We start from the raw sequence: 23935 nt of genomic DNA, 5'->3' as shown, positions 1-23935 counted from the left end.
TCGAGCCCTGCTGAACGGGCGGCATCCAACCGGACAGCATTCCTGCCCCGGATTGGCCCTGCCTGAGGCGGTAGGTCATGCCTTCGCCCTGTTTCCCTGTCTTCAAGATCAGCGCCATAATCCCTCAACGACTTCGTTTATATAAACAATCGTGTTTATAAACGAAACAGTTAATGAAAGGGCGTAACCATGTCCGACACGACCGCACTAAATTTACTGATCGACAAGGCACGGGCCATAGCCGGAAGCGATGCTGCGCTCGCCCGCGCGCTTGGCGTGCTGCCGCAAAGGCTCGCCAACTGGCGGAATGGATCGGCGTCTTGCGCGCCAGAAGATCAGGCGCTGATCGCCTCTGTAGCCGGGCTTGACCCAGCGGAATTTCTTGTGCGTGCCGTTGTGCTCAAGCACCAGGGCACAGCCAAGGGGGACCGCCTGATGAAGGTCCTGGGAAAGTCTTCAATAGCGATTGGCGCGGTACTCGGTTCCGTTGGCGCCTCGGCACATCAGATTTTTTCGATGGTCCCGACAGCTACGACCTGGACAACCGCCGCTGAGTGGCTATCTGCGATTTACACAATGTATATTATGTAAAATCACATAAGCCAAGGCCAAGGTTCAAATCCACAAAGGTGGGATTCAAGAAGCTGACGGCCGCACGCCGCAAACCTGATCAGGCCGCTCTCACGGGACTGCATCCGTACTACCAGCCGGACGCCGTAGTCCAAAGCGTTCACTTCAACGGGGTTACGCAGGACAATGTCACGTTGATGGCGTAGCGGCGACGCCTCCAAGTCCCGCTTGAATCGCACGTTCAGGAAGCGGCTTCATGGAACAACGGCTGGACTGGGCCCTTGCGGCCTGCTCACGCATCCTGCGACCGGTGGTCAGGCTCGCCCTCGCGATGGGGGTCAAGCATCCCCACCTGGAGGAGTTGCTGCGCGACCTGCTGATCGAGGAAGCCCAGCGCTCATGGCGCACCCAGGGCATTCCCAAGCCCAACCTGAGCCAGCTGTCCGTCACCACAGGCCTGAACCGCAAGGCGGTGACCGCCAAGGTCCGCTCCACCGGAGACCCCCTGCCCCACACCGAACTGTCGGCCGCTGCCAAGACGTTCACGCTGTGGCTGCAGATGCTCACCGAAGACGCCTCGTTCCGGCGCCTGCCCGTCACGGCGGGACACACAGCGCCCTCGTTCGAGGCGGTCGCGCGCCTGAGCAGCCGCGGCAATGTTCACCACCGCACGATCCTTGACGAGTTGATCCGGTTGAACATGGTGACCGAAAACGAAGGCGTGGCCGAACTCACCACCGACGGTTTCGTGCCCGTGCAAGACCTGCAATCGATGCTGGCTTTCCTGGGCGACAACGGGCGGGACCACCTGCTGGCGGCCGTCGCCAACACGCTGGGCGAGCAGCCCCGCATGCTCGAGCGCGCGGTGTACGCGCGCGGGCTGTCGTTGAACGATTGCGAACAGATCCACCGCCTGGTGCGTGAACGCTGGTCCGCCCTGCATCACGACCTCGCGCAGGAAATGGCGCAAGCGGTCAGTCGTGCGCCGGCCCGCGCCAAAGGGCAAATCCGGGTCGGCATCTACACGTACTACGAAGACGAGGGCACACCGCCCACGTCCACGCCCACGTCCACGTCCACGTCCACGCCCACGTCCACGCCCACGTCCTCTGAAAGCGAGCGCACATCATGAGCACGATGAAGACACCCCGCCGGCTCATGCTTGGCTTGTTATCTGTCGGACTCACGGCCTTGTTGATGTCGTGCGGAGGCGATGGCCGCGGGTCGGCAACGCACCAGGGCGTGGGAACGGGCACCGCAATCGGCGGCGACAGCCCGGGCGGCGCGGGCACGGGTTTAGGCGGGGATGCGACCGGGACCGGTGCAGGCACCGGCGCGGGCTCTGGCGACACCGCCGGCAACAGCAACACCGACGGCTCCGGTGTCGGTTCGGGCGGCACCGGCGTGACGGCGGACGCCGCGGGCATCGGCGCGGCGGACGGCCTGGGCAGCATCATCCTGAACGGCCTGCGCTACACGACGGACACCGCAACGATCGCCGTCGAGGACGCCACCGAACTCCAGATCGGCATGAGCGCGCGGGTCGCCGGCAAGGTCGACCCCGACTTCACCCGCGGCATTGCGACGCAGGTCGTGTCGGGGGCCGAACTGCGCGGTGCCGTCTCGCGCATCGACGTGGGGACCGGCAGCTTCGTCGTGATGGGCATCCGCGTGAGCATCGATTCGGCCACGGTCTGGGCCGACGCGAGCGGGCTCGCCAGCGTGGCTGACGGCAGCCTCATCCAGGTGTGGGGCCTGCCCGGCGCGCCCGGCACGCTGCGCGCCACCCGCGTGCAGATTGCGCCCCCACTGACCGCCCCGCTGGTCACGGCCGCCATCCAGAACCTCGATGCAGCGAACCAGACCTTCATGCTCGGCGAACTGACCGTCAACTACAGCGGCGCCAGCTTCGCGGGCATCGACACCTCCTCGCTGGCCAACGGCGTCATCGTGCGCGCCCGGGGCACCGCCGCGCCGATCGGGAACGCGTTCACCGCGACCAAGGTGGAGGGGTGGTACGCAATACCGGTGAGCAACGGCATCGCGCTCCAGCTCGCGGGGGTCATCACCGATTTCGCTTCGCGCGGCGCCTTCGAGGTGCTGGGCACGCCGGTGGACGCCACCAATGCACTGATCACCGGCGGCCCCGTCGCTTCGCTCGGCAACGGCGTGAAGGTGGAGGTCGACGGCTTCATGTCCGGCGGGGTGCTGGTCGTCAAGAAGCTGCGCATCCGGCATGTGCCGGGGACGGGCGGGCCGGCCTCGTTCATGCTCATCGGCGCCATCGGCAGTTATCTCTCCCCTGCCAGTTTCAGGGTCCAGGGCCAGCCGGTGGACGCCAGCGGCCCGGGTACCGTGTTCGAGAACGGTACCGCTGTGAACCTGGCCAACGGCCGGAGCGTGACCGTCGTGGGAGACCGCGTGATCGACGGCATCCTGATCGCCCAGCGGGTGAAATTCACCCCTTGAAGCAGCGGCAGAGCGCCCCGCGCCGTCCCTCCTCTCTGGCGGGGCTTTCCCCCATGCGGCTCGACATCGCCACTCCGCGGTGGCTGCATGCGCGCGGGCCCCCTAGCACCTTTGGCCATCTATCGCCAAATTCGTGGCGAAAGTACGAAAAAGGGACTAAAGTGAAAAAATCACATTTTTTACTTTGGTGGCTTCCGTGTCTGTTCCTGCGAGTTCAGTGCGACCGTTGCTCCCCGCTGGTACCGCAGGCCGATGCCTGGTGGGTGCCACCCCTTGCGGGGCTGCGCATCGGATGACTGTTCGTTGCCGGCGCAGCCGGCACCGCTGACATTGCGAGGAGCACCGCATGCCGCTCGTCCTTCTTCTTCGGCTTCTGAACAAGCGTTTTCCGGTCATGCTCACTGCGGAAGCAGACATCCGGCACGCCTCGGTGCTGGTCGCCACCGGACTCATCGAAGCCGAGTTCCACGTCGACAACTTCGGTTACCAGCGGTACGAAAGCGCCCAGGTCTTTGCCATCACGGACGAAGGCCATGCGGAGGCCGCCACGCTGTGCGGCGGCGGCGCTTCGGTTCATGAAGAACGCCCGCAATGGAGCGTGATGCCGCTCGACTACCTGCGCAGGATCGGCAACTCGACCTTTCCCCTCCACACCGAGGACCCGTCGGAGATCAACTCCGTGGCGGTTCTTGAAGCCGCCGGGATGGTGGAAGCCACCCTCCCCCCGATCTGCCGCGCACGGCAGAAGCTGCGGCAGGCCACCGTCCTGCGGGTCACGCCCCTGGGACGGACGGCGCTGGTGCCACGGCGAACCTGAATCCCGGCCCGAGTCGCGCGGCGTGCCGGTCCTGGCGCGCTGATGGATGTGCGCGTCCGGCGCACACGCCCCATCGCCCTTCGCGCGCCCTCCCCCCTACCTCCATGAAACGGGTACCCGTTCGCCATGCCGCGGCCCCCGGCCGCGGCGGACGCTCCTCGTGCAGCGATCGAAAAGGCCCGTCGGCGACGCAAGTGCAACCAGGCGCAACAGACGTCACAGATCACCGGCGAGGTTCCTTTCGAAAACCAAAGCAGTAATGTGAAACCTTCACATACACGACGTCATCGGCAATAAGAAATGAACGCCACGCTGTTACAGCCCGGTTTCGAACTTTGCGGCGCATGAACCGGTTCATGCGAAGGATGCCATTCCATGCGTGCCCCCGTCTCCGCCCCGAGCCTCGACAGCAGCCTGTCGACGGATGCCCTCATGGCCGCCCGGATGCGGCTCGTGCTGTCGATTTCGGCGGTGCTGGCGATGGCGGTCGATGCAGGGCCGGCCCGGCAACCGGTGGCCGGCGCGGTGTGGCTGGCCTTTTGCGGGTACCTCCTGCATAGCGTGCTGGTGCACGCCTGCACGCAGGGGGGTTGGCGTTATGTGCAGGGCAAGGCCGTCCACTGGACCGACGTGATGTGGTTCACGCTGATCGTCTTCGTGACGGGTGGCGTGCAGAGCCTGTTCTTCCTGTTCTATTTCTTCGCCATCCTGACCTCTTCGTTCCGCTGGGGCTTCGAGGAAGGCGCCCGCGTGACGGTGGTCTCGGTCGCATCGTTCGCCGCCTGCGGGCTCGGCACCAGCACCGGCGACGATGCACCGCAGTTGCTGATGCGCACGACCTTCCTGCTGGCGCTGGGCCACATGATCGTGCACTGGGGCGGCTCCAAGCTCATCCTGCAGCGGCGCCTGGCCCTGCTGGGCGACATCAGCCAGCTGTCGAACCCGCGCTTCGGCGCGGGCCGCACCATCGCCCGCACGATGGAAAAGACGCTGGCCTTCTTCAGGGCCAGCCATTGCATCCTCATGATGCGTGACACCGCCACCGGCAACTGGACCCTGCGCACGCTGCGCAGGGACGACACGTGCGAGCACGTCGGTGTCGAGACGCTCGGGGGCATCGCCGACTCGCCGCTGATGGCGCTCGGGCATCCGCACACCGTGCTGAGAAACCGCCTGCCCTGGCCCCTGAACCTGTTCTTTGCACGCAGCCACATGCACGGACCCGGCACGACCGGCTGGCGCCCCGAGGACCGCGACAGCGCCCTGCGCAGCGCCGCCGTGGCCGCCATGCTCGAGGCCCGCGCGTTCATCAGCGCCGCGCTGCCGCTGCGCCTGGGCGAGGGGCGCGTGTTCATCTCGTCGCGCAACGGCCACTTCAGCAAGTCCGACGCACTGTTTCTCGCGCATCTCATGGAGCAGATCTTCCCGGTCATCGAGACCATCGAGGTGCTTGACCGCATGGCCTCCGAAGCGGCCGCGACCGAGCGTCTGAAGATCTCGCTGGACCTGCACGACACGGCCGTGCAGCCCTACATCGGGCTGCGCATGGGCTTGTGCGCCCTGCGCAAGAAGGCCGCCGCCGACAACCCGCTGCTCGAGGACCTCGACAAGCTCGCCGAGGTGGCGAACGGCGTGATCGCCGACCTGCGGCGCTTTGCCGGCGCGGTCAAGGACGGCGCAGAAAGTTCGTGCGGGCTCGTGCTCCCCCAGCTGTACCGCCAGGCCGCCCGCATCCAGGGCCTCTACGGCATCGAGATTTCGGTCAACGTCGAAGGCCAGGTGCGCCTGGACGACCGCATGACCGCGGAGGTCCTGCAGATGGTGGGCGAAGGCCTCAACAACATCTGCAAGCACACGCAGGCGCGGCACGGCAGCGTGCGCATCGGCTGCCGCAACGGCTGCCTGCACCTGCGCATCGTGAACGAAGGCGGCGAAGAGAACTTCGCGGATTTCCGGCCCCGCTCCCTCAGCGACCGCGCCGCGGCGCTCGGAGGCCGCGCGCAGGTCAGCCGGTGCAGGGGCGGCGGCACCGAGGTGCTGATCGAGATCCCCATCTGAGCAAAAAAACACGACGACACCCCCAGGAGCTCCCCATGCCAACCGAAGCCCATCCCATCGGCGTCCTGCTGGTGGACGATCACCAGACCATGCTGTGGGGCCTGTCCCGGCTGATCGACGGCGAACAGCCGCGCATGAAGGTCGTCGCCACCGCCAGTTGCTGCGAAGAAGCCGTGGCGCACACGCAGAGCCTGGTGCCCGACGTCATCGTGCTCGACCTCGACCTGGACGGCCAGTGCGCCCTTGAGATCCTGCCGCAGCTGCTGTCGAACGAGGTGTCGCGCGTCGTCGTGCTGACCGGCGAACGCGAGCAGCGCACCCTGGACCTTGCGGTGCTGCGCGGCGCGCGCGGCGTGATGCGCAAGGACGCCTCGGCCGAGCAGGTGCTCGATGCGATCGAACGCGTGCACCGCGGCGAACTCTGCGTCGATGCCCAGACCATGGGCCGCGTGCTCTCGGAACTCACCGCGGTGAAGAAACCGCCCAAGGCCGACCCGGAATCCACGAAGCAGGCCAGCCTGACCCAGAAGGAGCGCGACATCGTCCGCACCGTGGTGCGCGGCAGCGGCGCCTCCAACAAGACCCTGGCCGGACAGGCCTTCGTCACCGAACACACGCTGCGCAACCATCTCACGTCGATCTACCAGAAGCTCGGCGTCGGAAACCGGCTCGAGCTGTACATCTACGCGGTCAAGCACCACCTCGACGCCGTGGCGCACTGACACGCGCCCGGCTTTTTCGTCTTTCAGCCCGCGCTCGAAGCGACCCGCATCCGTCGCTCACGCCAACCGGGGGCAGCACATGGTTGATCACAGGCTCATCAGCTCCGGCGACAAGACCTCCGCCGGGGTTTGCGCGCCCGCCGCGAGGCTGTGGCCCGACTTCCTGGTCGGCCAGGAAAACTCGCCGGTGCGCGTGCTGCTCATCGACGACGACGAGTACATGCGCCGCGTGATCGCCCAGGAGCTGCTGTCGGACCTGCGCATCCAGCTCGAAGGCCAGGCCGACAGCGTGCGCGAGGGACGCCGGATGCTGGCCACGCACACCTTCGACGTGCTGATGCTCGAACTGCAACTCGGCGACGAGATGGGCTTCGAGCTGATCACCGAGGCACGCCGCCTGCACCGCAACAGCGAGGTCATCGTGATCTCCTCGCTCGAGGACGATGCCCACGTGCTGCGTGCCTTCGAGCTGGGCGCCATGGGGTACCTGCTGAAGAACGCCTGGCTGCAGAGCTTCGCCGATGCGGTGCTGCACGTGGTGAACGGCGGCGCCGCCATCACGCCACGGCTCACGCGGCGCCTGCTGCACCGCCTGGATTACCGCTCCCGCGAGTCGTTTGCGGACGACGCACCACCACCACCAAGAGCGCCGTCGCACGACATGACGCTCACGCCGCGCGAGTGCGAGGTCCTGCGTTGCGTGGCCTCGGGCTACGTCTCCGCGGAGATCGGCGCCAGGCTCGGCATCACCGGCCAGACGGTCAACGTGCACATCAAGAGCATCTACAAGAAGCTGCACGTGCATTCGCGCGCCCAGGCCGTGAGCTTCGCCGTCCACATCGGCCTGATCTGAGTGCGGAACCCAGGGCCTACGGCAGCTTCGCAATCACCTTGATCTCGAACTGGAAGCCATAGAGCCACGTCACGCCGATGCCGGTCAGCGTCGGGTGCGGCGCGTCGCCCCAGTACTCGGGCACGATCTTCCAGATGGTTTCGAAGTTCGATTCCGGATCGACGATGAAGACCGTCACGTCGACCACGTCGTCGAAGGTGCAGCCCGCCGCTTTCAGGATGGCGTTCAGGTTGTCGAACGCGCGCCGCACCTGCGCCTCCAGTTCGGGTTCCGGCGAACCGTCTTCGCGGCTGCCGACCTGCCCCGACACGAACAGAAAACCGTTGGAGCGAACCGCTGGCGAATACCGGTTGCGTTCATATAGCGCCTGGCGCCCCGGGGGAAAAACGACGTCGCGTGCGGCCATGGGTGCTTTCTTTCTGCGGTAAGTGATGACGATGCAGGGACTTTAGAAAGCCATTCGCCATCGATCAACGGGCAAAGCCAACAATCACTGTTTGCAGATCCCAAACAATCACGGCAACCGCCCCGCAGGAGCCCATCCATGGACCGTTTCGATGCAATGCAGGCCTTCACCCGCGTGGTGGAAGCCGGCAGCTTCACCAAGGCCGCCGACACGCTGCACATGAGCAAGACCACCGTGACGCAGCTGGTGCAGCAGCTGGAGGCCAGGCTGCGGGTGACGCTGCTGAACCGCACCACGCGCAAGGTGAACGTCACGGCCGATGGCGCGGCGTACTACGAACGCGCGGTGCGGCTGCTGTCCGACCTGGACGACGCCGAGACCAGCCTGTCGAGCGCGTCCGCCCTGCCCCGGGGCCGCCTGCGCGTCGACGTGCCCAGCCCGCTGGCCCGCACGATCCTCGTGCCCGCGCTGCCGGCCTTTCATGCGCGCTACCCCGACATCCAGCTCGACATGGGCGTGAGCGACCGCATGGTCGATGTGATCGGCGAGAACGTCGATTGCGTCGTGCGCGGCGGCGAGCTCACCGATCCGTCGCTCATGGCGCGCCGCGTGGGCGACCTGCGGCTCGGTGTCTACGCGGCGCCGGGCTACCTCGAATCGGCCGGCATGCCCGTGCACCCGCGCGCGCTGGAAGACACGCACCATCGCATCGTCGGTTTCGTCTGGTCGCGCAACGGCAAGACCTTTCCGTACGCGATGCGCCGGGGCGGCGAACACATCGACGTGCAGGGCCGCTACGTGCTCTCGGTCGACGACGGCAACGCGTACCTCGCAGCCGGGCTCGCGGGCCTGGGCATCCTCTGGCTGCCGGACTACATGGCCGCGCCGCATCGGGAACGCGGCGAACTGGTGCCGCTGTTCGAAGACTGGCAGCTCGATCCGATGCCCCTGTACGTAGCCTTCGCGCCGAACCGGCACGTGAGCGCCAAGCTGCGTGCGTTCATCGAGTGGGTCGCCGGGCTGATGGCGCAGCATGCGCCGGTCATCGTTCGCCCCGGCGCACCCTCCTCCTGAACCGCCCTGCTCTGCCGAGGCGCTTTCAGCCAGCCACCTTGCGCCAGGCCTCGTACAAGTCTTCATCTGCCTCGTCGCGCACCGGCATCGAATGCAGCTTCATCTCGCGTTGTTCTGGCGGCCGTGCGATCTCGACGTAGCCGCGCTCGGCCGAGAGGTCGAAAGGCTCGCCGTCTTCGTTCGAGTAGGCGTAGAAAACTTCCTTCACGCCCGCCAGGTACATCGCCGTCAGGCACATCGAGCAGGGGTAGCCGCTGGCGTACACGGTGCAGCCCGACAGGTCGGTGCTCTTCAGTGCCTTGGCGGCGGCGCGCACGGCCTGCATCTCGGCGTGCGCCGAAGGGTCGCACAGGGCGTCCACCTCGTTGACGGCGGTGGCAATCACCTCGCCGTCGCGCGCGATCACTGCGCCGAAAGGCCAGGTCTTGCGTTCGCGGACGTTGCCCATGGCAAGGCGGATGGAGTCGAGCAGGTACGCGCCTGCGTTCGGGTCATGGGGTGTTGTCATTCAGAAAAAGCTCCCGCGGTCAGCTGCCGCGATAGGTGGAAAAAAACCAGGGCGCGCACAGCATCGGCACGTGGTAGTGCTGCGTGGCATCGGCGATGGCGAAACGCACGGGCACCACGTCCGACAGCGCATCGGCCGCCTTGAAGTGGTCCCCAACATGGAACTGCAGTTCGAACTGCCCGGTGCGCGCCGAGGCCCCGGGCAGCATGGGCGCGTCGGTGCGGCCGTCGGCGTTGGTGCGCGTGCTGTTCAGGCGCGTCGGCGGCGTGGTCGCCACGTCGTAGAGGTCGACCTTCATCCCGACGAGCGGGCGGCCGGTGGTGATGTCGAGCACATGGGTCGTGATGCCGGTCATGAGAAGAAAACTCCTTGCAGACGATGGGGTGCGAACGGGGCCTGCTGCGTCAGCTGCCGCGCGAGTAGGTGTAGCTCCACGGGCCGAACTGGATCGGCAGGTGGATGCGCTCGGCCGCGTTGGCGACGCGAATGCGCACCGGCAGCTTCGACAGGAACGGCGGCGTGGGCAGCCGCGACTGCTTGCGCGCGAAGTACTCGTCGACGTGCAGCAGCAGCTCGTAGTCGCCGGCGCGGTAGCTGTCGCCGATGAGCAGCGGCTCGTCGGAGCGCCCGTTGCCGTTCATGGTCACGGTGCGCAGCAGCTTGAAGCTGTCGCCCTCGCGCACCGAGAAATCGATGCGCAGTCCGGTCGCCGCGCTGCCGTGGAAGGTGTCGAGCGCATGCACGGTCAGGCGTGGGCTCACGCCGTGCAGCACGATCGGACCGCTGGCCTGCGCGGGGCCGGCCGGTGCGGCCGTTTGCGCAACAGCGCCGTGGGGTGCCAGGGCTGCGGCGCCCAGCGCGAGGCCCGACAGCGCGAAGCGACGGCGGGCAGCAAGGGAAATGACGTTCTCAGGCATGGACCGCTCCTTGAGGCATCGAAGAACCCAGCAGCGTGTCGATGCGCCCGCGGGTGATCAAACCGATCTGCGCCAGCGCCGCACGGCGCTCGGCCTCGGTCGATTCGGCGGCGCGGCTGCGCATCGCTTCGAAGATCTGGCCCTTGGTGCTGCGCCGCACGGCGATGATGAAAGGAAAGCCGTGCCGCTCGCGGTACACGCGGTTCAGCCGCTGGATCTCGGCCATCTCTTCGCGGCTCAGTGCGTTCAGGCCCGCGCTGCCCTGCTCGCCGACCGACTCGGCGGTCATCGTGCCGTCCTGGGCTTCGCGGCCCGCCAGTTCGGGGTGGCCGCACAGGAAGGCGAGTTGCTGGGCGTCGGGGGCGTGGCGCACCACGTCGAGCATGGCATCGTGCAAGGCGTCGATGCTGGCGAAAGGCCGCAGCGACCAGGCCGTGCGTGCGACCCAGGGCGAATTCTCGAAAGTCGGCCCGAGCGCGGCGACGAAAGAGTCGCAGTCCATGGCGTTGAGCGCTTCGAGGTCCAGGCGATAGGCGTGAGAAGGCATGGAGAGCATCTCCTTGTTTCAGACAGAGGGGTTGAGCGAGGGAGCGCTGATCAGCGCGCGGGCGTCTTCGTCTTCTGCAGACGCGGCACGAACAGCAGGATCAGCACGGCGGCGCAGACTTCCACCGCCGCGACCACATACAGCCCGGGCGCAAGGCTGCCGGTGGCGGTCTTGATGAGGCCCAGCATCCACGGCGCGCCGAAGCCTGCGAGGTTGGCGATCGAGTTGATCAGCGCCACGCCGCCGGCGGCAGCGGTGCCGGCCAGGAAGCGATTGGGCATCTGCCAGAACACGGGGATCGCGCTCATGGTGCCGACGATGGCCAGCGTGAGGCCGGCCAGCACGAGGCCCGGGCTCTGGCGCAGGAACAGCGCAACCACCAGCAACGCACCCGAACCGAGCGCCGCGGCCAGCGCGCAGTGGTAGCGCGACTCCTGGTGGCGGTCGGAGTGGAAGCCGTTCCAGATCATCCCGGCCGCGCCGCACAGGTAGGCGCCGGCCATGATCCAGCCGACGGTCAGCGGGTTGGTGAAGCCGATCTCTTTCACCAGCGTCGGACCGTAGAAGGTGAGCGACGAATTGGCCGCGATGATGCAGAAGAAGATCAGGATCAACAGCCAGAACTTGCCGTTCTTCAGCGAGGCCAGCATGCTGTGCTCGCGGTGGCCCAGCGCCTTGCGGTCGCGCTCCAGGTCGTCGTGCACCAGCTGGCGTTCACGCGCCGTGAGCCAGTGGGCCTGCTCGGGCCGGTCGGTCAGGTAGAAGTAGGTGGCGATGCCCGCCAGCACCGAGGGAATGCCCTCGAGCAACAGCACCCACTGCCAGCCGGCCCAGCCGTTCACACCGTGCATGTTGTTCATGATGAAGCCGGCCAGCGGTCCGCCGATCACGCCCGCGAAGGCCGAGGCCGACATGAACATGCCGAAGGCCTTGGCGCGACGGCTGTCCGGGAACCAGTAGGTCAGGTACAGGATGATGCCGGGGTAGAAGCCCGCTTCGAACACGCCCAGCAGAAAGCGCAGCAGGTAGAACATCTCGGTGCTCTTCACGAACATCGTGGCGATCGAGGTCAGGCCCCAGCCGATGGTGATGCGCATGATCGTCTTCTTGGCGCCGATCTTCTGCAGCAGCAGGTTGCTCGGCACCTCGAAGAAGAAGTAGCCCAGGAAGAAAATCCCCGCGCCCAGCCCGTACGACGCCTCGCTCCATTTCAGGTCGTCGAGCATCGTCAGCTTGATGAAGCCGATGTTGACCCGGTCGATCCAGGCCAGCACCCAGAGCAGCATCAAAAAGGGAATCAGGCGAAAGATGATCTTGCGGTAGATGCCGTCCAGTTCCGCCGTGGCGGTGTGTTCCCGGATCGGCGCCAGCGTGGCGTCCATGCTCATGGTTGTCTCCATTTGGGGTGTGGACGGGATGCGCCGCCTGGGGCCTTCTGTGAGCCCGCTTGCCGCTGCCATTCCCGTGGGTGGCGAACTGTAGGCAGATATCGCCGCGCCGGATCACGCTCTCTAGAATGTGCGACATAACGGTTTGCCATGTGGGGCCTGCCGCCGGCACCGCCCCCAGAGGCCATTTCTCTTCGCCATGTCACGCTCCCACGCCCCGATCGACACCTACCTGCTGCGCGTGCTGGTCGCCCTGGTGGCCGAACGCAGCGTCTCCCGCGTGGCGGTGCGCATGAACCAGAGCCAGCCCGCCATCAGCACCGCGCTGCGCCGGCTGCGCGAGGTGTTCGCCGACCCCATCCTCGTGCGCGAGCGCAGCGGCATGGTGCCGACCGAGCGGGCGCTGCAGCTGCGCGACCGCGCACGCGGCGCGCTGCTCGAAATCGACCGCATGCTTTCGGGCCCCGAGCAGTTCGAGCCCGCTTCCAGCGCGATGACCTTCCACCTCGCGCTGCCCGACTACCTGGCGATGAGCTTCCTGGCCGACGTGACCACGCGGTTCCGCGCCGAGGCACCGCACGCACGGCTCGTGGTGCACCCGCTGAGCGTCACCTACGACTACGAGCGTGCGCTGGCGCAGGGCGAGCTCGACATCGTCATCGGCAACTGGCCGCAGCCGCCCGACCGCCTGCACCTGTCGCTGCTGCTCGAAGACGACCTCATGTGCCTCATGGGCAGGAACAACCCGCTCGCCGCCAAGGGCGCGATGACGATGGAGCGCTACATCGCGGCGCGCCACGTGGTGCCCACGCCGTACGCGGCGTCGCAGCGCGGCGTGGTCGAAACGCACCTGGCCACGCTGCGCCAGACGCGCGAAGCCTGCATTGCCGTGCCCTACTTCACCGTGGCGCCGCACCTGCTGGTGGGCACCGACCTGGTGTTCACCACCGCGCGCCACTTCGCCATGCAGTTCGTGGACACGTTGCCGCTGGTGGCCGTGCCCGCACCGCAGGGCTTTCCGCGCATGCGCTTCTACCAGCTGTGGCACGACCGCTCGCAGCACGAGCCGGCGCACCGCTGGCTGCGCGGCATCCTGGCGGCGGTGGCGTCGGGGTTGGCGCGGTCCGATGCCGCACCCGCGGACGCACGGGCCGCCTAGGCTCTTTTCTTGTCGGGCCGCTGCCCGCCCATCTGCGCTTCCATCAACCGGCGAAGAATCGCGAGCGCCGGCGCCTCGGTGCGCTGGCGCAGGGTGACGAGTCCGAAGCGCGCCGTGCCGTGCATCGGCGGCTCCATCCGCAGTTCGACCAGGTCGGGCGCCGACTCGTGCACCGCGAGCAGCACCGTGTCGCTCTGGCGCACCACGTCGGCGATGCTGGGCAGCTCCTCGCACTGCAGGGTCACGCAGTTGGCGGGATGTGCCTGCGGGCCGTAGGTCTGGACCAGCCCGCGTGCCACCTCGTCGCTCAGCGGCGTCGAGGCGATCGGGTAGCGCTGCACGGCGTCGAAACTCACGCCCTTGCGCAGCCGTGTGAGCGGATGGCCGCGGCGGCACAGGAAGGCGCCGCGCAGCTCGTACACGTGGGTCAGCGCCAGGTCGGGCGCGGGCTTGAGCGCGCGCGCATCGACCACCAGCGCATCGAGGCTGCGCTCGCGCAGCGCCTGCGCCAGCAGGTCGGTGCTGCCGCGCGCGATCTCCGTGCGCACGGCCGGATGGTGCTTGGCCATGTGCAGCAGGAAGGGCGTCATCAGCAGCGCACCCGGCCCGGAACCGAGGCCGATGCGGACCGTGCCGCCCTCGCCTTCGCGCATCTGCCGGCCGCGGTCGCGCAGCGCCTCGGCTTCCGACACCAGCAGCCGCGCGCGCTCCAGCACCTCGCGCCCGAAGGCCGTGAGCTCGTTGCGCCGGCCGATGCGGTCGAACAGCGGCATGCCCAGCTCGTCCTCGAGCGCGCGCACGCTGCGGCTGAGCGCGGGCTGCGTCAGGTGCAGGGCTTCGGCCGATTTGCTGAAGGAGCCCGTGTGGGCCAGCGAAATCAGGTGCCTCAGTTGAACCAGCGTCATGGCGGGAACCTCGTTTTCATGAATGCATTGGACTCATGCTAATGCAGACAACAATGCATTGGACGTTCGTTCTTGTCACTCCTAGCATTCCCCTGCATCCGGCCCCACGAGCCGGCACCACCCCAGGAGACATGACTTGATGACGACCTCGTTCTTCCGATCCGCGCTCTGCCTCGCCTGCGGGCTGATGCTGGCCGCGGGCCCTGCCAGCGCCGACAGCTTTCCCACCAAGCCCGTGAACCTGATGGTTCCCTACCCGGCCGGCGGCCCCTCGGACGCCACCGCGCGCATCTTCACCGTGCCGCTGGGCAAGGCGCTGGGCAAGGCGCTGGGCCAGCAAGTGATCGTGGAGAACCTGGGCGGCGTGAGCGGCGCCATGGCCGCACAGAAGGTGCTGGCCGCGCCGGCCGACGGCTACTACATCTTCCAGGGCTCGCCCAACGAGATCATCCTGTCGCCGCTGGCCAATGCAGCCGTCAAGCTCAAGGCCGAAGACTTCCGCATGGTCCACCCCGTCGCCGAGGCGGTGATGGTCTTCGTCGCCCGCAAGGACCTGCCGGCCAACAGTGTCGACGAGCTCATTGCGCTGGCGCGCAAGTCGGCCGACAAGCCGCTGTCGTACGGCAGCGTGGGCATCGGTTCGCTCTACCACCTGATCCTTGAGAAGGTGCAGCTGGACACCGGCGTGAAGCTCATGCACGCGCCCTACAAGGGCAACGCGCCGCTGCTGCAGGACATCGGCGGCGGGCAGGTCGACTTTGCCGTGCTGGTCTACAGCGCCGCCATGGGCGCGCTGGCTGAACAGGGCCGGCTGAAGATCCTCGGCCAGCTCGGCGGACAACGCTCTGAACTGCTGAAGAACGTGCCCACGGCCAGCGAAGGCAAAGAGCTGAAGAACGTCAACTACAAGACCTGGAGCGGCTTCTTCGTGCGCAAGAACACGCCCGAGGACGTGGTGCAGAAGCTGCACCAGGCCATCGGCACGACGCTGAAGGAAACCAGCGTGCGCGAGCAGCTCGCCGCCCAGACGCAGCAGGCCTCGCCATCGACCACGCTGGCCGACTCCGCGAAGTTCTACGAAGCCGAAACCGCGCGCTACCGCGACATCGCCAAGTCCATCCGACTGGAACCCCAATGAGCACCACCACCGCCCTCCTGAACGACCTGCACGCCACCGCCGACACCTTCATCGGCATCCGCCGCGACATCCACCAGCACCCCGAACTGGGCTTCGACGAGCACCGCACCTCGGCGCTGGTGGCCGAAAAACTCGAAGCCTGGGGCTACACCGTCGAGCGCCACGTCGGCGGCACCGGCGTGGTGGGCCGGCTCGTGCGTGGCAACGGCACGCGCCGACTCGGCCTGCGCGCCGACATGGACGCCCTGCCCATCGACGAGGCCACGGGCCTGGCCTACGCCAGCGCGCACACCGGCGTGATGCACGCCTGCGGCCACGACGGCCACACGGCGATGCTGCTGGCAGCGGCGCAACACCTGGCCGAACGCGGGCGCTTCGACGGCACGCTGAACCTGATCTTCCAGCCCGCCGAAGAAGGCGGTGGCGGCGCGGTGCGCATGATCGACGACGGCCTGTTCGAGCGCTACCCGTGCGACGCCATCTTCGCGATGCACAACATGCCCGGCCTGGCGCAGGGCCGGCTGGCGATGCGCGAAGGCCCGGCCATGGCCTCGTCCGACTACGCCACGATCACCCTCACCGGCGTGGGGGGCCACGGCGCCATGCCGCACCGCGCGGCCGACCCGGTCGTGGCGGCGGCCAGCACCGTGATGGCGCTGCAGAGCGTGGTCTCGCGCAACATCGACCCGCTGCAGATGGCCGTGGTGACGGTGGGCGCCATCCACGCGGGCAAGGCCAACAACGTGATCCCGCAGAGCACCGTGCTCGAACTCAGCGTGCGCGCCCTCGACCGCGACGTGCGCAAGACCATCGAAACCCGCGTCAAGGCGCTCGTGGCCGCGCAGGCCGAAAGCTTCGGCGTGCAGGCGCAGATCGACTGGCGGCCCGGCTACGCGGTGCTGGTCAACACGCCCGAAGAAACCGCGTTCGCGCGCACCGTGGCCGAAGAACTCGTGGGCGCGGCGCAGGTCACCTGGCAGACGCCGCCGCTGTCGGGCAGCGAAGACTTCGCCTTCATGCTGGAGCGCGTGCCCGGCTGCTACCTGCTCATCGGCAATGGCGACGGCGACGCACACGGCGCCTGCATGGTCCACAACCCGGGCTACGACTTCAACGACAGCAATGTCGCGGTGGGCGGCGCCTACTGGGTGCTGCTGACCGAGCGCTTCCTGCGCGCGGCAAATTGAACTGAACGCTCAAGCAGACTGCCGCGCGAGCCATTCGCGCGGCGACACGCCCACCTTCTGCGCGAACAGGCGCGACAGCGCTGACGCATTCGCGTAGCCGAGGCGGTCGGCAATCGTCTTGACCGACGCGCCCGTGCGCAGCTCAGCCTGCGCAATCGTCAGGCGCCACTGCGCGAGGTAGTCCGCGGGCGTGGCGCCCACCACCGACTTGAAGCGCGCCGCGAACGCACTGCGCGACATGCCGGCTTCCGCGGCCATCTGTTCGAGCGGCCATGGCTCGCCCGGGCGCTCGTGCAGCGCGACCAGCACGCGCGCCAGTTGCGGGTCGCTCAGACCCGTCAACAAACCCGCGGGCACGCCGCTCTCCTGCGGATGGTCGAGCAGCCAGCGCAGCAGCTGGATCAGCACCACCTCGAACAGCCGGTCGGCCAGCAGCCGGTGTCCGCACAGCACGCGCCCGGTTTCCGCGAACAGCAATGCCAGCGAAGCTTCGAGGCCGTCGACTGCATGCAGCGGCAGCTGCACCAGCGGCGGCAAGGCGCGCACCAGCGGGTGCGCCTCGCCGCCGTCGAAGTCGACCGTGGCGCAGACGAAATCCGATCCTTCCGTGGGCGCGTTGTGGAAGTCGTGCGCCAGCGGGCGCGGATAGAACAGCAGGCTGGGCTCCTTCACGACGAGCTTGCGCGGCACGCCGGCCGAGCGCACCGACGGCGCCGAATGCGTGACCACCATTTCGCCGCGCCGCATCACATGCAGGAAGCTGCGCCCCTCCTTCGCCGCGAAGTGCGTCACGCCGCACAGCGGCCCCGTGTGGAACAGGTGGGCCCGGACACGGAAGCGCTCGAGGAGAGACGAGAGCCTGTCGATCGGTGGCGAAGGTGATGCGCTCGGCATTGGACGAAAAGGTATGTTGAATGGATGAAAGCGTTCAAATCATACGGATTCCGGGGAGACACTGCTTCCATCGTCATCACTGGAAGGAAATCCTCATGCCCCGCATCAACCTCGTCTCAGACACCGCCGCCACCGGCGACGCCCAAGCCTTGCTCTCCCAGATCCACGGCGCCTTCGGCGCGACGCCCAACATGTTCCGCGCCGTCGCCAACTCGCCTGCAGCGCTGCGCAGCCTGTGGGGATCGTTCGGCGCGCTCGGCGGCGGCGTCATTCCGGCGCAGCTCGGCGAGCAGATCGCCGTGGCGGTGGCCGACCGCAACGCCTGCCACTACTGCCTTGCAGCGCACACCGCGCTGGGCCGTAAGGCGGGCGTGTCGGCCGCCGACATGGCGGCCGCGCAGGCCGGCGAATCGGCCGACCCGCGCACGGCGGCGGCGCTGCGCTTTGCGCTGAAGCTGGTCGATGCACGCGGACAGATCGACGACGCCGACGTGCAGGCCTTGCGCGCCGTGGGCTTCGACGACCAACACATCGTCGAGATCCTCGCCCACGTCGCGCTGAACCTGTTCACCAACTACGTGAACGTGGCCTTCCAGGTGCCGGTCGATTTCCCGCAGGTGAAGCTGCGCACCGAGGCGGCCTGACATGGCCTGGCCGCACCCCGACGCGCCCGAGCTGCAGGTGTCCCAATGGCTCAACACCGACGCGCCCGTCACGCTCGCGTCGCTGCGGGGCCGGGTCGTGGTGCTGCACGCGTTCCAGATGCTGTGCCCGGCCTGCGTGTCGCACGGCCTGCCGCAGGCGAAGAAGACGCGGCAGCTGTTCGCGGAAAAAGACGTCGCGGTGATCGGTCTGCACTCGGTGTTCGAGCACCACGACGTCATGACGCCCGCCGCGCTCGACGCCTTCGTGCGCGAGTACCGACTGGGCTTCCCGATCGGCATCGACCAGCCCTCGCCCACCGGCATCATCCCCGCCACGATGCGCGACTACCAGTGGCAGGGCACGCCGAGCACGGTGCTGATCGACCGGCGGGGCCGTCTGCGCATGAGCCATTTCGGGGTGATCGACGACATGGCGCTGGGCGCCGCGATCGGGCAGCTCGCGGCTGAAGATGTACCCACGCATCTCATCGCGCAACCGGCGGACGGTGCGCCGCCAGATGGCGCGTGCAACGACAACGGCTGCCCCGCATGACCTCACAGACCACCCTGCCCATCGACGCGCTGCTGGTCGGCCCCGTGGCCCTGCTGCCCGACGGCCGGTCGCGCAGCGGCATCCGCAAGACGGCCACGTCCGATGCGCTGTGGCTGTCACCCACGGGCCTGCAGGGCGACGCACAGGCCGACCTGCGCGTCCATGGCGGTGTCGAGAAGGCCGTGCACCACTACCCGCGCGAGCACTACGCGGGCTGGGCCTCGGCGAGCCACCCAAGCGAGTTGCTGACGCACGCAGGCGCCTTCGGCGAGAACATCTCGACCACCGGCTGGGACGAATCGACCGTGTGCATCGGCGACGTGATCCAGCTCGGCGATGCGCTCGTGCAGGTGTCGCAAGGCCGACAACCCTGCTGGAAGCTCGACGCGCACTTCGGCGTCCCCGGCATGGCGCGCGAGATGCAGGCGCGCGGCTGCACGGGCTGGTACTACCGCGTGCTCGAGCCCGGTTGGCTGCGGGCCGGTGCCGTAGCCACGCGGGTGGAACGCCCGCATCCGGCGTGGCCGCTGTCGCGCCTCATCGCGCTGCTGTTCTCGCGCGACGCGCGCTTCGTGCCTGAATGGGAACAGGCGGCCGGGCTGCCCGCGCTGGCCGAACGCTGGCGCGCGACGTTCCGCAAGCGGCTGGATGCGGGGCGCGTCGAAGACTGGGAGCCGCGACTGCGCGCACCCGCGTCCGACACCTGAACGCCTTCAGTCGTCGAGCGTTTCCACGCGCAATGCAACGACCGGGCCTGCGACGACCGGGCTCGCCTGCAACGCATGCAGCGCGAGATCGACCGCGCCCTGCAACGCCGATTCGGTGATCACCAGCACCTGCGGCGCCGCATCGGCCGGCCCGTTCGCCAGCACCAGTTGCCGCACCGGCAGCCGCTGCGCGGCCAGCAGATCGGCCACGGTCGCGATGTCGGTCGCCGCCTGCACCGGCACGCGCAGGTAGTGCGCGCTGCGCACGGCCGCGCGCGGCAGCACCGGCAGTTCGCGCACCGCATGCGCGTGGAAACCGGTGTGCGGCACGCGCTGGCCGGCGTGGGTGCCGTCCAGGCGCGCCACATCGACGAGGTCGGCGATCACGGCTGAGGCGGTCTGCTCCGAGCCGGCGCCCGCGCCGTAGTACATCGTGACGCCCGCCGCGTCGGCCTTGACCATGATCCCGTTCATCGAGCCGTTGACCTGCGCGAGCAGGTGCGTCGCCGGCACCAGCGCGGGCTGCACGCGCAGCTCCACGCCCTCCTCGCGTCGGCGTGCCACGCCCAGCAGCTTGACGCGAAAGCCCAGTTGCTCGGCGCAGGCCACGTCGAGGCGCTGCAGCGCGGTGATGCCCTCGATCTGCGCGTCGGCAAAGCGCACCGGCATGCCGAAGGCGTTGGCGGCCAGCAGCGCGGTCTTGTGGGCGGCGTCGACGCCCTCGATGTCGAAGGCCGGATCGGCCTCGGCATAGCCCAGCGCCTGGGCCTGCGCGAGCGCGTCGGCAAAGTCCAGGCCCTCGTCGCGCATCTTGCTCAGGATGAAGTTGGTGGTGCCGTTGACGATGCCCGCCACCCATTCGATGCGGTTGGCCGTGAGGCCCTCGCGCAGCGCTTTCACGATGGGGATGCTCACCGCCACCGCGCCTTCGTACATCACGGCCACGCCGTGCGCGCTGGCGGCGGCAAAGATCTCGGGGCCGTGCACGGCCAGCAGCGCCTTGTTGGCAGTGACCACGTGCTTGCCGTGCGCAATGGCGGCCAGCACCCAGTCGCGCGCCGGGCCGGTGCCACCGGCCACCTCGACGACCACATCGACATCGGGATCGGTCGCGACCTGCATCGGGTCGACCGTGAGCGCGACGCCCTCGCCCACGATGCCCTGGGCGCGCGCGAGGTTGCGCGCCGCGACCATCGTCACCTCGATGCCGCGCCCGGCGCGGGCGGCGATCAGGTCCTGGTTGCGGGCCAGCACGCGGAAGGTGCCCGAGCCCACGGTGCCGATGCCGATCATGCCGACGCGCAAAGGGCGAATGGCCGCGGGGCGGCTGGGCTGGGGCAGGAAGGACGAGACGGGATCGCGGTACATGGGCTTCTCCAAACGACGAACGAACAGGACAAAAACAAAAAAACCCAGCTGCCAGCTGGGTTTCGTTCATTCGGGAGAAGAGACACCAGGTGGCTGCCGGAGCGGCCACCCTGCGCGAGCTAGGGGGCCGCGGCGGTCATGGTGGTAATCATTCGTGCATTCACTGCGTCGCTCGTTCGCACGCAAGCGGCGAACGGCATCGTGCGGCCGATAACGGCGGCGCTGGATGCTGCAACAGGGGAAAGTGAAGGGCACGACATGAGCCGGCGAGTGTACACGCGGTGCTTGCGGCAGGCCCCGATCCGGGCAAACTAGGGCATGGACAAGCATTTCCTGACCCCCCTGTTCGCCCCCACGTCGATCGCGGCCTTCGTCGGCGAGCCCAGCGATCCGGGCGGCCAGACCGGCCTGGGCCGCACGCTGCGCGAAGCCTTCCGCGCCGACCGCTTCGACGGCACGCTGCGCTTCATCGACATACGCACCCAAGGCACGCTCGAAGAGCTGGCGCAGACGCATGCCGACCTGGCGCTGATCGCGTTGGCGCCGCGCGACGTGGCCGCCGCGCTCGAGATCGCGGGCCGCATCGGCTGCAAGGCCGCGGTGGTCATCTCCACCGGCATCGCCGCCGATCAGGCCGCGCAGTGGCGCAAGATCGCGCGCCGCGAAGGCGTGCACCTGCTGGGTCCCAATTCGCTGGGCTTTCAGCGCCCGCCGCTGCACCTGAACGCAAGCGTGGCCGGCCCGCTCGCGCGCACCGGGCCGCTGGCGCTGGTGTCGCAGTCGGGTGCGCTCACCGCGTCGATGCTCGACTGGGCGCGGCAGAACGGCGTGGGCTTTTCCAGCGTGGTCTCGCTCGGGCCGCACACCTCGGTCGACATTCCGCAGGTGCTCGACTTCCTGGCCAACGACGCCGCCACGCACAGCATCATCGTGTACCTCGAAGGCATTGCCGACGCGCGCCGCTTCATGAGCGCGCTGCGCTCGGCCTCGCATGCCAAGCCGGTGGTGGTGCTCAAGGCGGGCCGCAAGCCGGCCGGCAACGAGGCCGCGCAGACGCACAGTGCCGCCATCGTGGGCAGCGACGACGTGTTCGACGCTGCCTTGCGCCGCGCGGGCGCGGTGCGGGTGCGCTCTTTCGTCGAACTGTTCTCGGCCGCCAAGTGCCTGGCCTCGCGCTACCGGCCCGTGGGCAAGCGGCTGGCCGTGGTCACCAACGGCGGCGGCCCCGGCGTGCTCGCGGCCGACTGGATCAACGAAATCGGGCTCGACCTGGGACGCCTCTCCGCGCCCGCGCAGAAGCTGCTGCAGCCCTCGCTGCCCGCGCTCGCGTCGCTCACCGATCTCATCGACCTGTCGGAAGACGCCACGCCTGCGCACTTCCGCGCGGCCATCGACACGGCTTCGGCCGACAGCCAGATCGACGGCGTGCTCGCCATCTTCTCGCCCAAGGCCGGCGTCGACGCTGCTGCCACGGCGCGCGCGCTGGCCGATATTCCGCGCCCCATGCCCAAGCCGCTGCTGGCGTGCTGGATGGGCGATGCCTCGGTCGGCAATGCGCGGGCCGTGCTGGCCGAGGCCACCATCCCGAGCTTTCGCACGCCCGAGGCGGCCGTGGGCGCCTTCGGCAACATCGCGGCCTTCTATCAGAACCAGCAGCTGCTGCAGCAGACGCCGCCGCCGCTCTCGGCGCTGGCCAAGCCCGACATCGACGGCGCGCGCCTGCTCATCGAAAGCGTGCTGGCCGAGCGGCGCAAGGTGCTGACCGAGATGGAGTCGAAGTCGCTGCTGTCGTGCTTCCACATCCCGATCACGCGCACGCTGCTGGCGCGCAGCGCCAACGAGGCCATGATGATCGCCACGCAACTGGGCTTTCCGGTGGCGCTGAAGATCGACTCGCCCGACATCTCGCACAAGTCCGACGTCGAGGGCGTGGCGCTGAACGTGATGAACGGCACCAGCGCGCGCGACACCTACCTGGAGATGATGGAGCGCGTGGCGCAGCTCGCGCCCGACGCCCGCATCAACGGCGTGACCGTGCAGAAGATGGTGCGCGCGCGGCGCGGGCGCGAGATTTACGTCGGCCTCGTCACCGACCAGCCCTTCGGCCCGGTGATCGTCTTCGGCGCGGGCGGCACCATGATCGAGCTCATGAACGACCGCGCGATGGAGCTGCCGCCGCTCAACCAGTTCCTGGCGCGCCACCTCATCGAGCGCTCGCGCGTGGCCGAGACGCTGGGCGAATGGCGCGGCGCCAACGCGGTGAACATGGAAGCCATCGAGGACGTGCTGCTGCGCGTGTCCGAAATGGTGTGCGAGCTGCCCGAGCTGCGCGAGATGGACATCAACCCCATCATCGTGGACGAGCACGGCGCGGTGTCGGTCGATGCGCGCATCGTGGTCGACAGCAGCACGCAGGCGGTGGCCGGGCTCGCGGGCAACGGCTACCAGCACCTGGCCATCATGCCGTACCCCGCGCGCTACCGGCGCGAATGGCCGCTGCCCGGTGGCGGCGCGTACGTCGTGCGGCCGGTCCACCCGAACGACGCGCAGATGCTGCAGGCGCTGGTGCAGGGGCTGTCGCCCGAGAGCCGCTGGTTCCGTTTTGTCTCGCGCTTCCACGAGCTGCCGCCGTCGATGCTGTCGCGCTTCACCCTGATCGACTACGACCGCGAGATGGCGCTGGTCGCCACCATCATGGAACGCAGCACCGCGCCCGACGGTACCGTGCTCGACACCGAGCGCATCGTGGGCGTGTCGCGCTACATCACCAACCCCGACCAGACCAGCTGCGAGTTCTCGCTCGTGGTGGCCGACGAGTTCAGCGGCAAGGGCATCGGCTCGCGCCTGATGGAAAGCATCATCGACGTGGCACGCGACCGCGGCCTGTCCGAAATGGACGGGCTGGTGCTGGCCAGCAACCCCGACATGCTCAAGCTGGTGCGCCGGCTGGGCTTCACGGTGAAGTCCTTCCCCGAGGACCCGGACTTCAAGCTCGTGACCTACCCGCTGTAGCCCGGCGACAGCGGAATGGGCGGCCGCAACTCGACGAGA

General features: G+C 68.1%; 24 protein-coding genes. 15 read left to right on the top strand and 9 right to left on the bottom strand.

Annotated elements, in window-relative coordinates; all coding sequences use genetic code 11:
• Nucleotides 1-189 precede the first annotated feature (189 nt).
• The 7 genes from RZE79_RS14850 to RZE79_RS14820 all read left to right on the top strand — a co-directional run bounded on the left by RZE79_RS14850 (nt 190) and on the right by RZE79_RS14820 (nt 7489).
• On the top strand, nt 190-591 hold the full coding sequence (locus RZE79_RS14850; RefSeq protein ID WP_319361000.1) for a hypothetical protein: 402 nt from the start codon (nt 190-192) through the stop codon (nt 589-591).
• Nucleotides 592-826: 235 nt separating this feature from the next.
• Nucleotides 827-1702 (top strand): DUF6502 family protein, encoded by an 876-nt coding sequence (locus tag RZE79_RS14845; RefSeq protein ID WP_319360999.1) that lies wholly within the window; start codon nt 827-829, stop codon nt 1700-1702.
• A complete protein-coding gene (locus RZE79_RS14840) occupies nt 1699-3039 on the top strand; it encodes a DUF5666 domain-containing protein (RefSeq protein WP_319360998.1) in 1341 nt (446 codons plus the stop codon). Before RZE79_RS14845 ends, RZE79_RS14840 begins: the two co-directional genes overlap by 4 nt.
• Before the next feature lie 346 nt (nt 3040-3385).
• The gene (locus RZE79_RS14835; protein ID WP_153284335.1) at nt 3386-3856 is read left to right on the top strand and encodes a hypothetical protein; all 471 of its coding nucleotides are present in this window, start codon (nt 3386-3388) and stop codon (nt 3854-3856) included.
• 375 nt (nt 3857-4231) lie between these two features.
• Nucleotides 4232-5914: a histidine kinase gene (locus RZE79_RS14830; protein WP_319360997.1), complete on the top strand. Its 1683-nt coding sequence runs from the start codon at nt 4232-4234 to the stop codon at nt 5912-5914.
• 35 nt (nt 5915-5949) lie between these two features.
• On the top strand, nt 5950-6636 hold the full coding sequence (locus RZE79_RS14825; RefSeq protein ID WP_153284337.1) for a response regulator transcription factor: 687 nt from the start codon (nt 5950-5952) through the stop codon (nt 6634-6636).
• Between the two features lie 79 nt (nt 6637-6715).
• Complete coding sequence (locus RZE79_RS14820; RefSeq protein WP_153284338.1) at nt 6716-7489, top strand: response regulator transcription factor; 774 nt, start codon at nt 6716-6718, stop codon at nt 7487-7489.
• 16 nt (nt 7490-7505) lie between these two features.
• Here the strand turns inward: RZE79_RS14820 and RZE79_RS14815 are convergent, their stop codons facing one another.
• On the bottom strand, nt 7506-7895 hold the full coding sequence (locus tag RZE79_RS14815) for a RidA family protein (RefSeq protein WP_319360996.1): 390 nt from the start codon (nt 7893-7895) through the stop codon (nt 7506-7508).
• A gap of 138 nt (nt 7896-8033) precedes the next feature.
• On the opposite strand from RZE79_RS14815, the gene RZE79_RS14810 reads away from it, so the two are divergent.
• Nucleotides 8034-8969, top strand: coding sequence for a LysR substrate-binding domain-containing protein (locus RZE79_RS14810; RefSeq protein ID WP_319360995.1), 936 nt, complete (start codon nt 8034-8036; stop codon nt 8967-8969).
• Nucleotides 8970-8994: 25 nt separating this feature from the next.
• On the opposite strand, the gene RZE79_RS14805 is transcribed toward RZE79_RS14810, so the two are convergent.
• The 5 genes from RZE79_RS14805 to RZE79_RS14785 are packed head-to-tail and all read right to left on the bottom strand — an operon-like array spanning nt 8995 to nt 12323.
• Nucleotides 8995-9477 (bottom strand): nucleoside deaminase, encoded by a 483-nt coding sequence (locus RZE79_RS14805; RefSeq protein ID WP_319360994.1) that lies wholly within the window; start codon nt 9475-9477, stop codon nt 8995-8997.
• 19 nt (nt 9478-9496) lie between these two features.
• A complete protein-coding gene (gene uraH, locus RZE79_RS14800) occupies nt 9497-9832 on the bottom strand; it encodes a hydroxyisourate hydrolase (RefSeq protein ID WP_099796909.1) in 336 nt (111 codons plus the stop codon).
• A 49-nt stretch (nt 9833-9881) separates the two neighbouring features.
• A complete protein-coding gene (locus RZE79_RS14795) occupies nt 9882-10394 on the bottom strand; it encodes a hydroxyisourate hydrolase (RefSeq protein WP_319360993.1) in 513 nt (170 codons plus the stop codon).
• Nucleotides 10387-10941, bottom strand: coding sequence for a 2-oxo-4-hydroxy-4-carboxy-5-ureidoimidazoline decarboxylase (uraD, locus tag RZE79_RS14790; protein WP_319360992.1), 555 nt, complete (start codon nt 10939-10941; stop codon nt 10387-10389). Before uraD ends, RZE79_RS14795 begins: the two co-directional genes overlap by 8 nt.
• A gap of 50 nt (nt 10942-10991) precedes the next feature.
• Complete coding sequence (locus tag RZE79_RS14785) at nt 10992-12323, bottom strand: MFS transporter (protein ID WP_319361188.1); 1332 nt, start codon at nt 12321-12323, stop codon at nt 10992-10994.
• Nucleotides 12324-12528: 205 nt separating this feature from the next.
• On the opposite strand from RZE79_RS14785, the gene RZE79_RS14780 reads away from it, so the two are divergent.
• Nucleotides 12529-13488, top strand: coding sequence for a LysR family transcriptional regulator (locus tag RZE79_RS14780; RefSeq protein WP_319360991.1), 960 nt, complete (start codon nt 12529-12531; stop codon nt 13486-13488).
• On the opposite strand, the gene RZE79_RS14775 is transcribed toward RZE79_RS14780, so the two are convergent.
• Nucleotides 13485-14393: a LysR family transcriptional regulator gene (locus tag RZE79_RS14775; RefSeq protein ID WP_319360990.1), complete on the bottom strand. Its 909-nt coding sequence runs from the start codon at nt 14391-14393 to the stop codon at nt 13485-13487. The genes RZE79_RS14780 and RZE79_RS14775 overlap by 4 nt on opposite strands.
• Before the next feature lie 139 nt (nt 14394-14532).
• Here RZE79_RS14775 and RZE79_RS14770 point away from each other — a divergent pair, with 139 nt between their 5' ends.
• Both RZE79_RS14770 and RZE79_RS14765 read left to right on the top strand, forming a co-directional pair.
• A complete protein-coding gene (locus RZE79_RS14770; RefSeq protein WP_319360989.1) occupies nt 14533-15531 on the top strand; it encodes a tripartite tricarboxylate transporter substrate binding protein in 999 nt (332 codons plus the stop codon).
• On the top strand, nt 15528-16718 hold the full coding sequence (locus RZE79_RS14765; protein ID WP_319360988.1) for a M20 aminoacylase family protein: 1191 nt from the start codon (nt 15528-15530) through the stop codon (nt 16716-16718). Before RZE79_RS14770 ends, RZE79_RS14765 begins: the two co-directional genes overlap by 4 nt.
• A gap of 9 nt (nt 16719-16727) precedes the next feature.
• Here RZE79_RS14765 and RZE79_RS14760 read toward each other — a convergent pair whose 3' ends face one another.
• Nucleotides 16728-17612 (bottom strand): AraC family transcriptional regulator, encoded by an 885-nt coding sequence (locus RZE79_RS14760; RefSeq protein WP_319360987.1) that lies wholly within the window; start codon nt 17610-17612, stop codon nt 16728-16730.
• A 95-nt stretch (nt 17613-17707) separates the two neighbouring features.
• Between RZE79_RS14760 and RZE79_RS14755 the strand changes: the two genes are divergently transcribed.
• From RZE79_RS14755 to RZE79_RS14745, 3 genes are read left to right on the top strand one after another with little or no spacing between them, the layout of a single operon-like run.
• Nucleotides 17708-18256 (top strand): peroxidase-related enzyme, encoded by a 549-nt coding sequence (locus RZE79_RS14755; RefSeq protein WP_319360986.1) that lies wholly within the window; start codon nt 17708-17710, stop codon nt 18254-18256.
• A 1-nt stretch (nt 18257) separates the two neighbouring features.
• A complete protein-coding gene (locus RZE79_RS14750) occupies nt 18258-18809 on the top strand; it encodes a redoxin family protein (protein ID WP_319360985.1) in 552 nt (183 codons plus the stop codon).
• Entirely contained in the window at nt 18806-19516 is a 711-nt protein-coding gene (locus tag RZE79_RS14745; RefSeq protein ID WP_319360984.1) for an MOSC domain-containing protein, read from the top strand. Before RZE79_RS14750 ends, RZE79_RS14745 begins: the two co-directional genes overlap by 4 nt.
• Nucleotides 19517-19522: 6 nt before the next feature.
• On the opposite strand, the gene RZE79_RS14740 is transcribed toward RZE79_RS14745, so the two are convergent.
• Entirely contained in the window at nt 19523-20884 is a 1362-nt protein-coding gene (locus RZE79_RS14740; protein WP_319360983.1) for a homoserine dehydrogenase, read from the bottom strand.
• Nucleotides 20885-21202: 318 nt separating this feature from the next.
• Between RZE79_RS14740 and RZE79_RS14735 the strand changes: the two genes are divergently transcribed.
• Entirely contained in the window at nt 21203-23896 is a 2694-nt protein-coding gene (locus tag RZE79_RS14735; protein WP_319360982.1) for a bifunctional acetate--CoA ligase family protein/GNAT family N-acetyltransferase, read from the top strand.
• The last annotated feature ends 39 nt before the right edge of the window (nt 23897-23935 follow it).

The organism is Variovorax sp. EBFNA2, assembly GCF_033802765.1.
Taxonomy (GTDB): Bacteria; Pseudomonadota; Gammaproteobacteria; order Burkholderiales; family Burkholderiaceae_C; genus Variovorax; species Variovorax paradoxus_H.
This window is presented reverse-complemented; position numbering and strand designations above follow the sequence as displayed.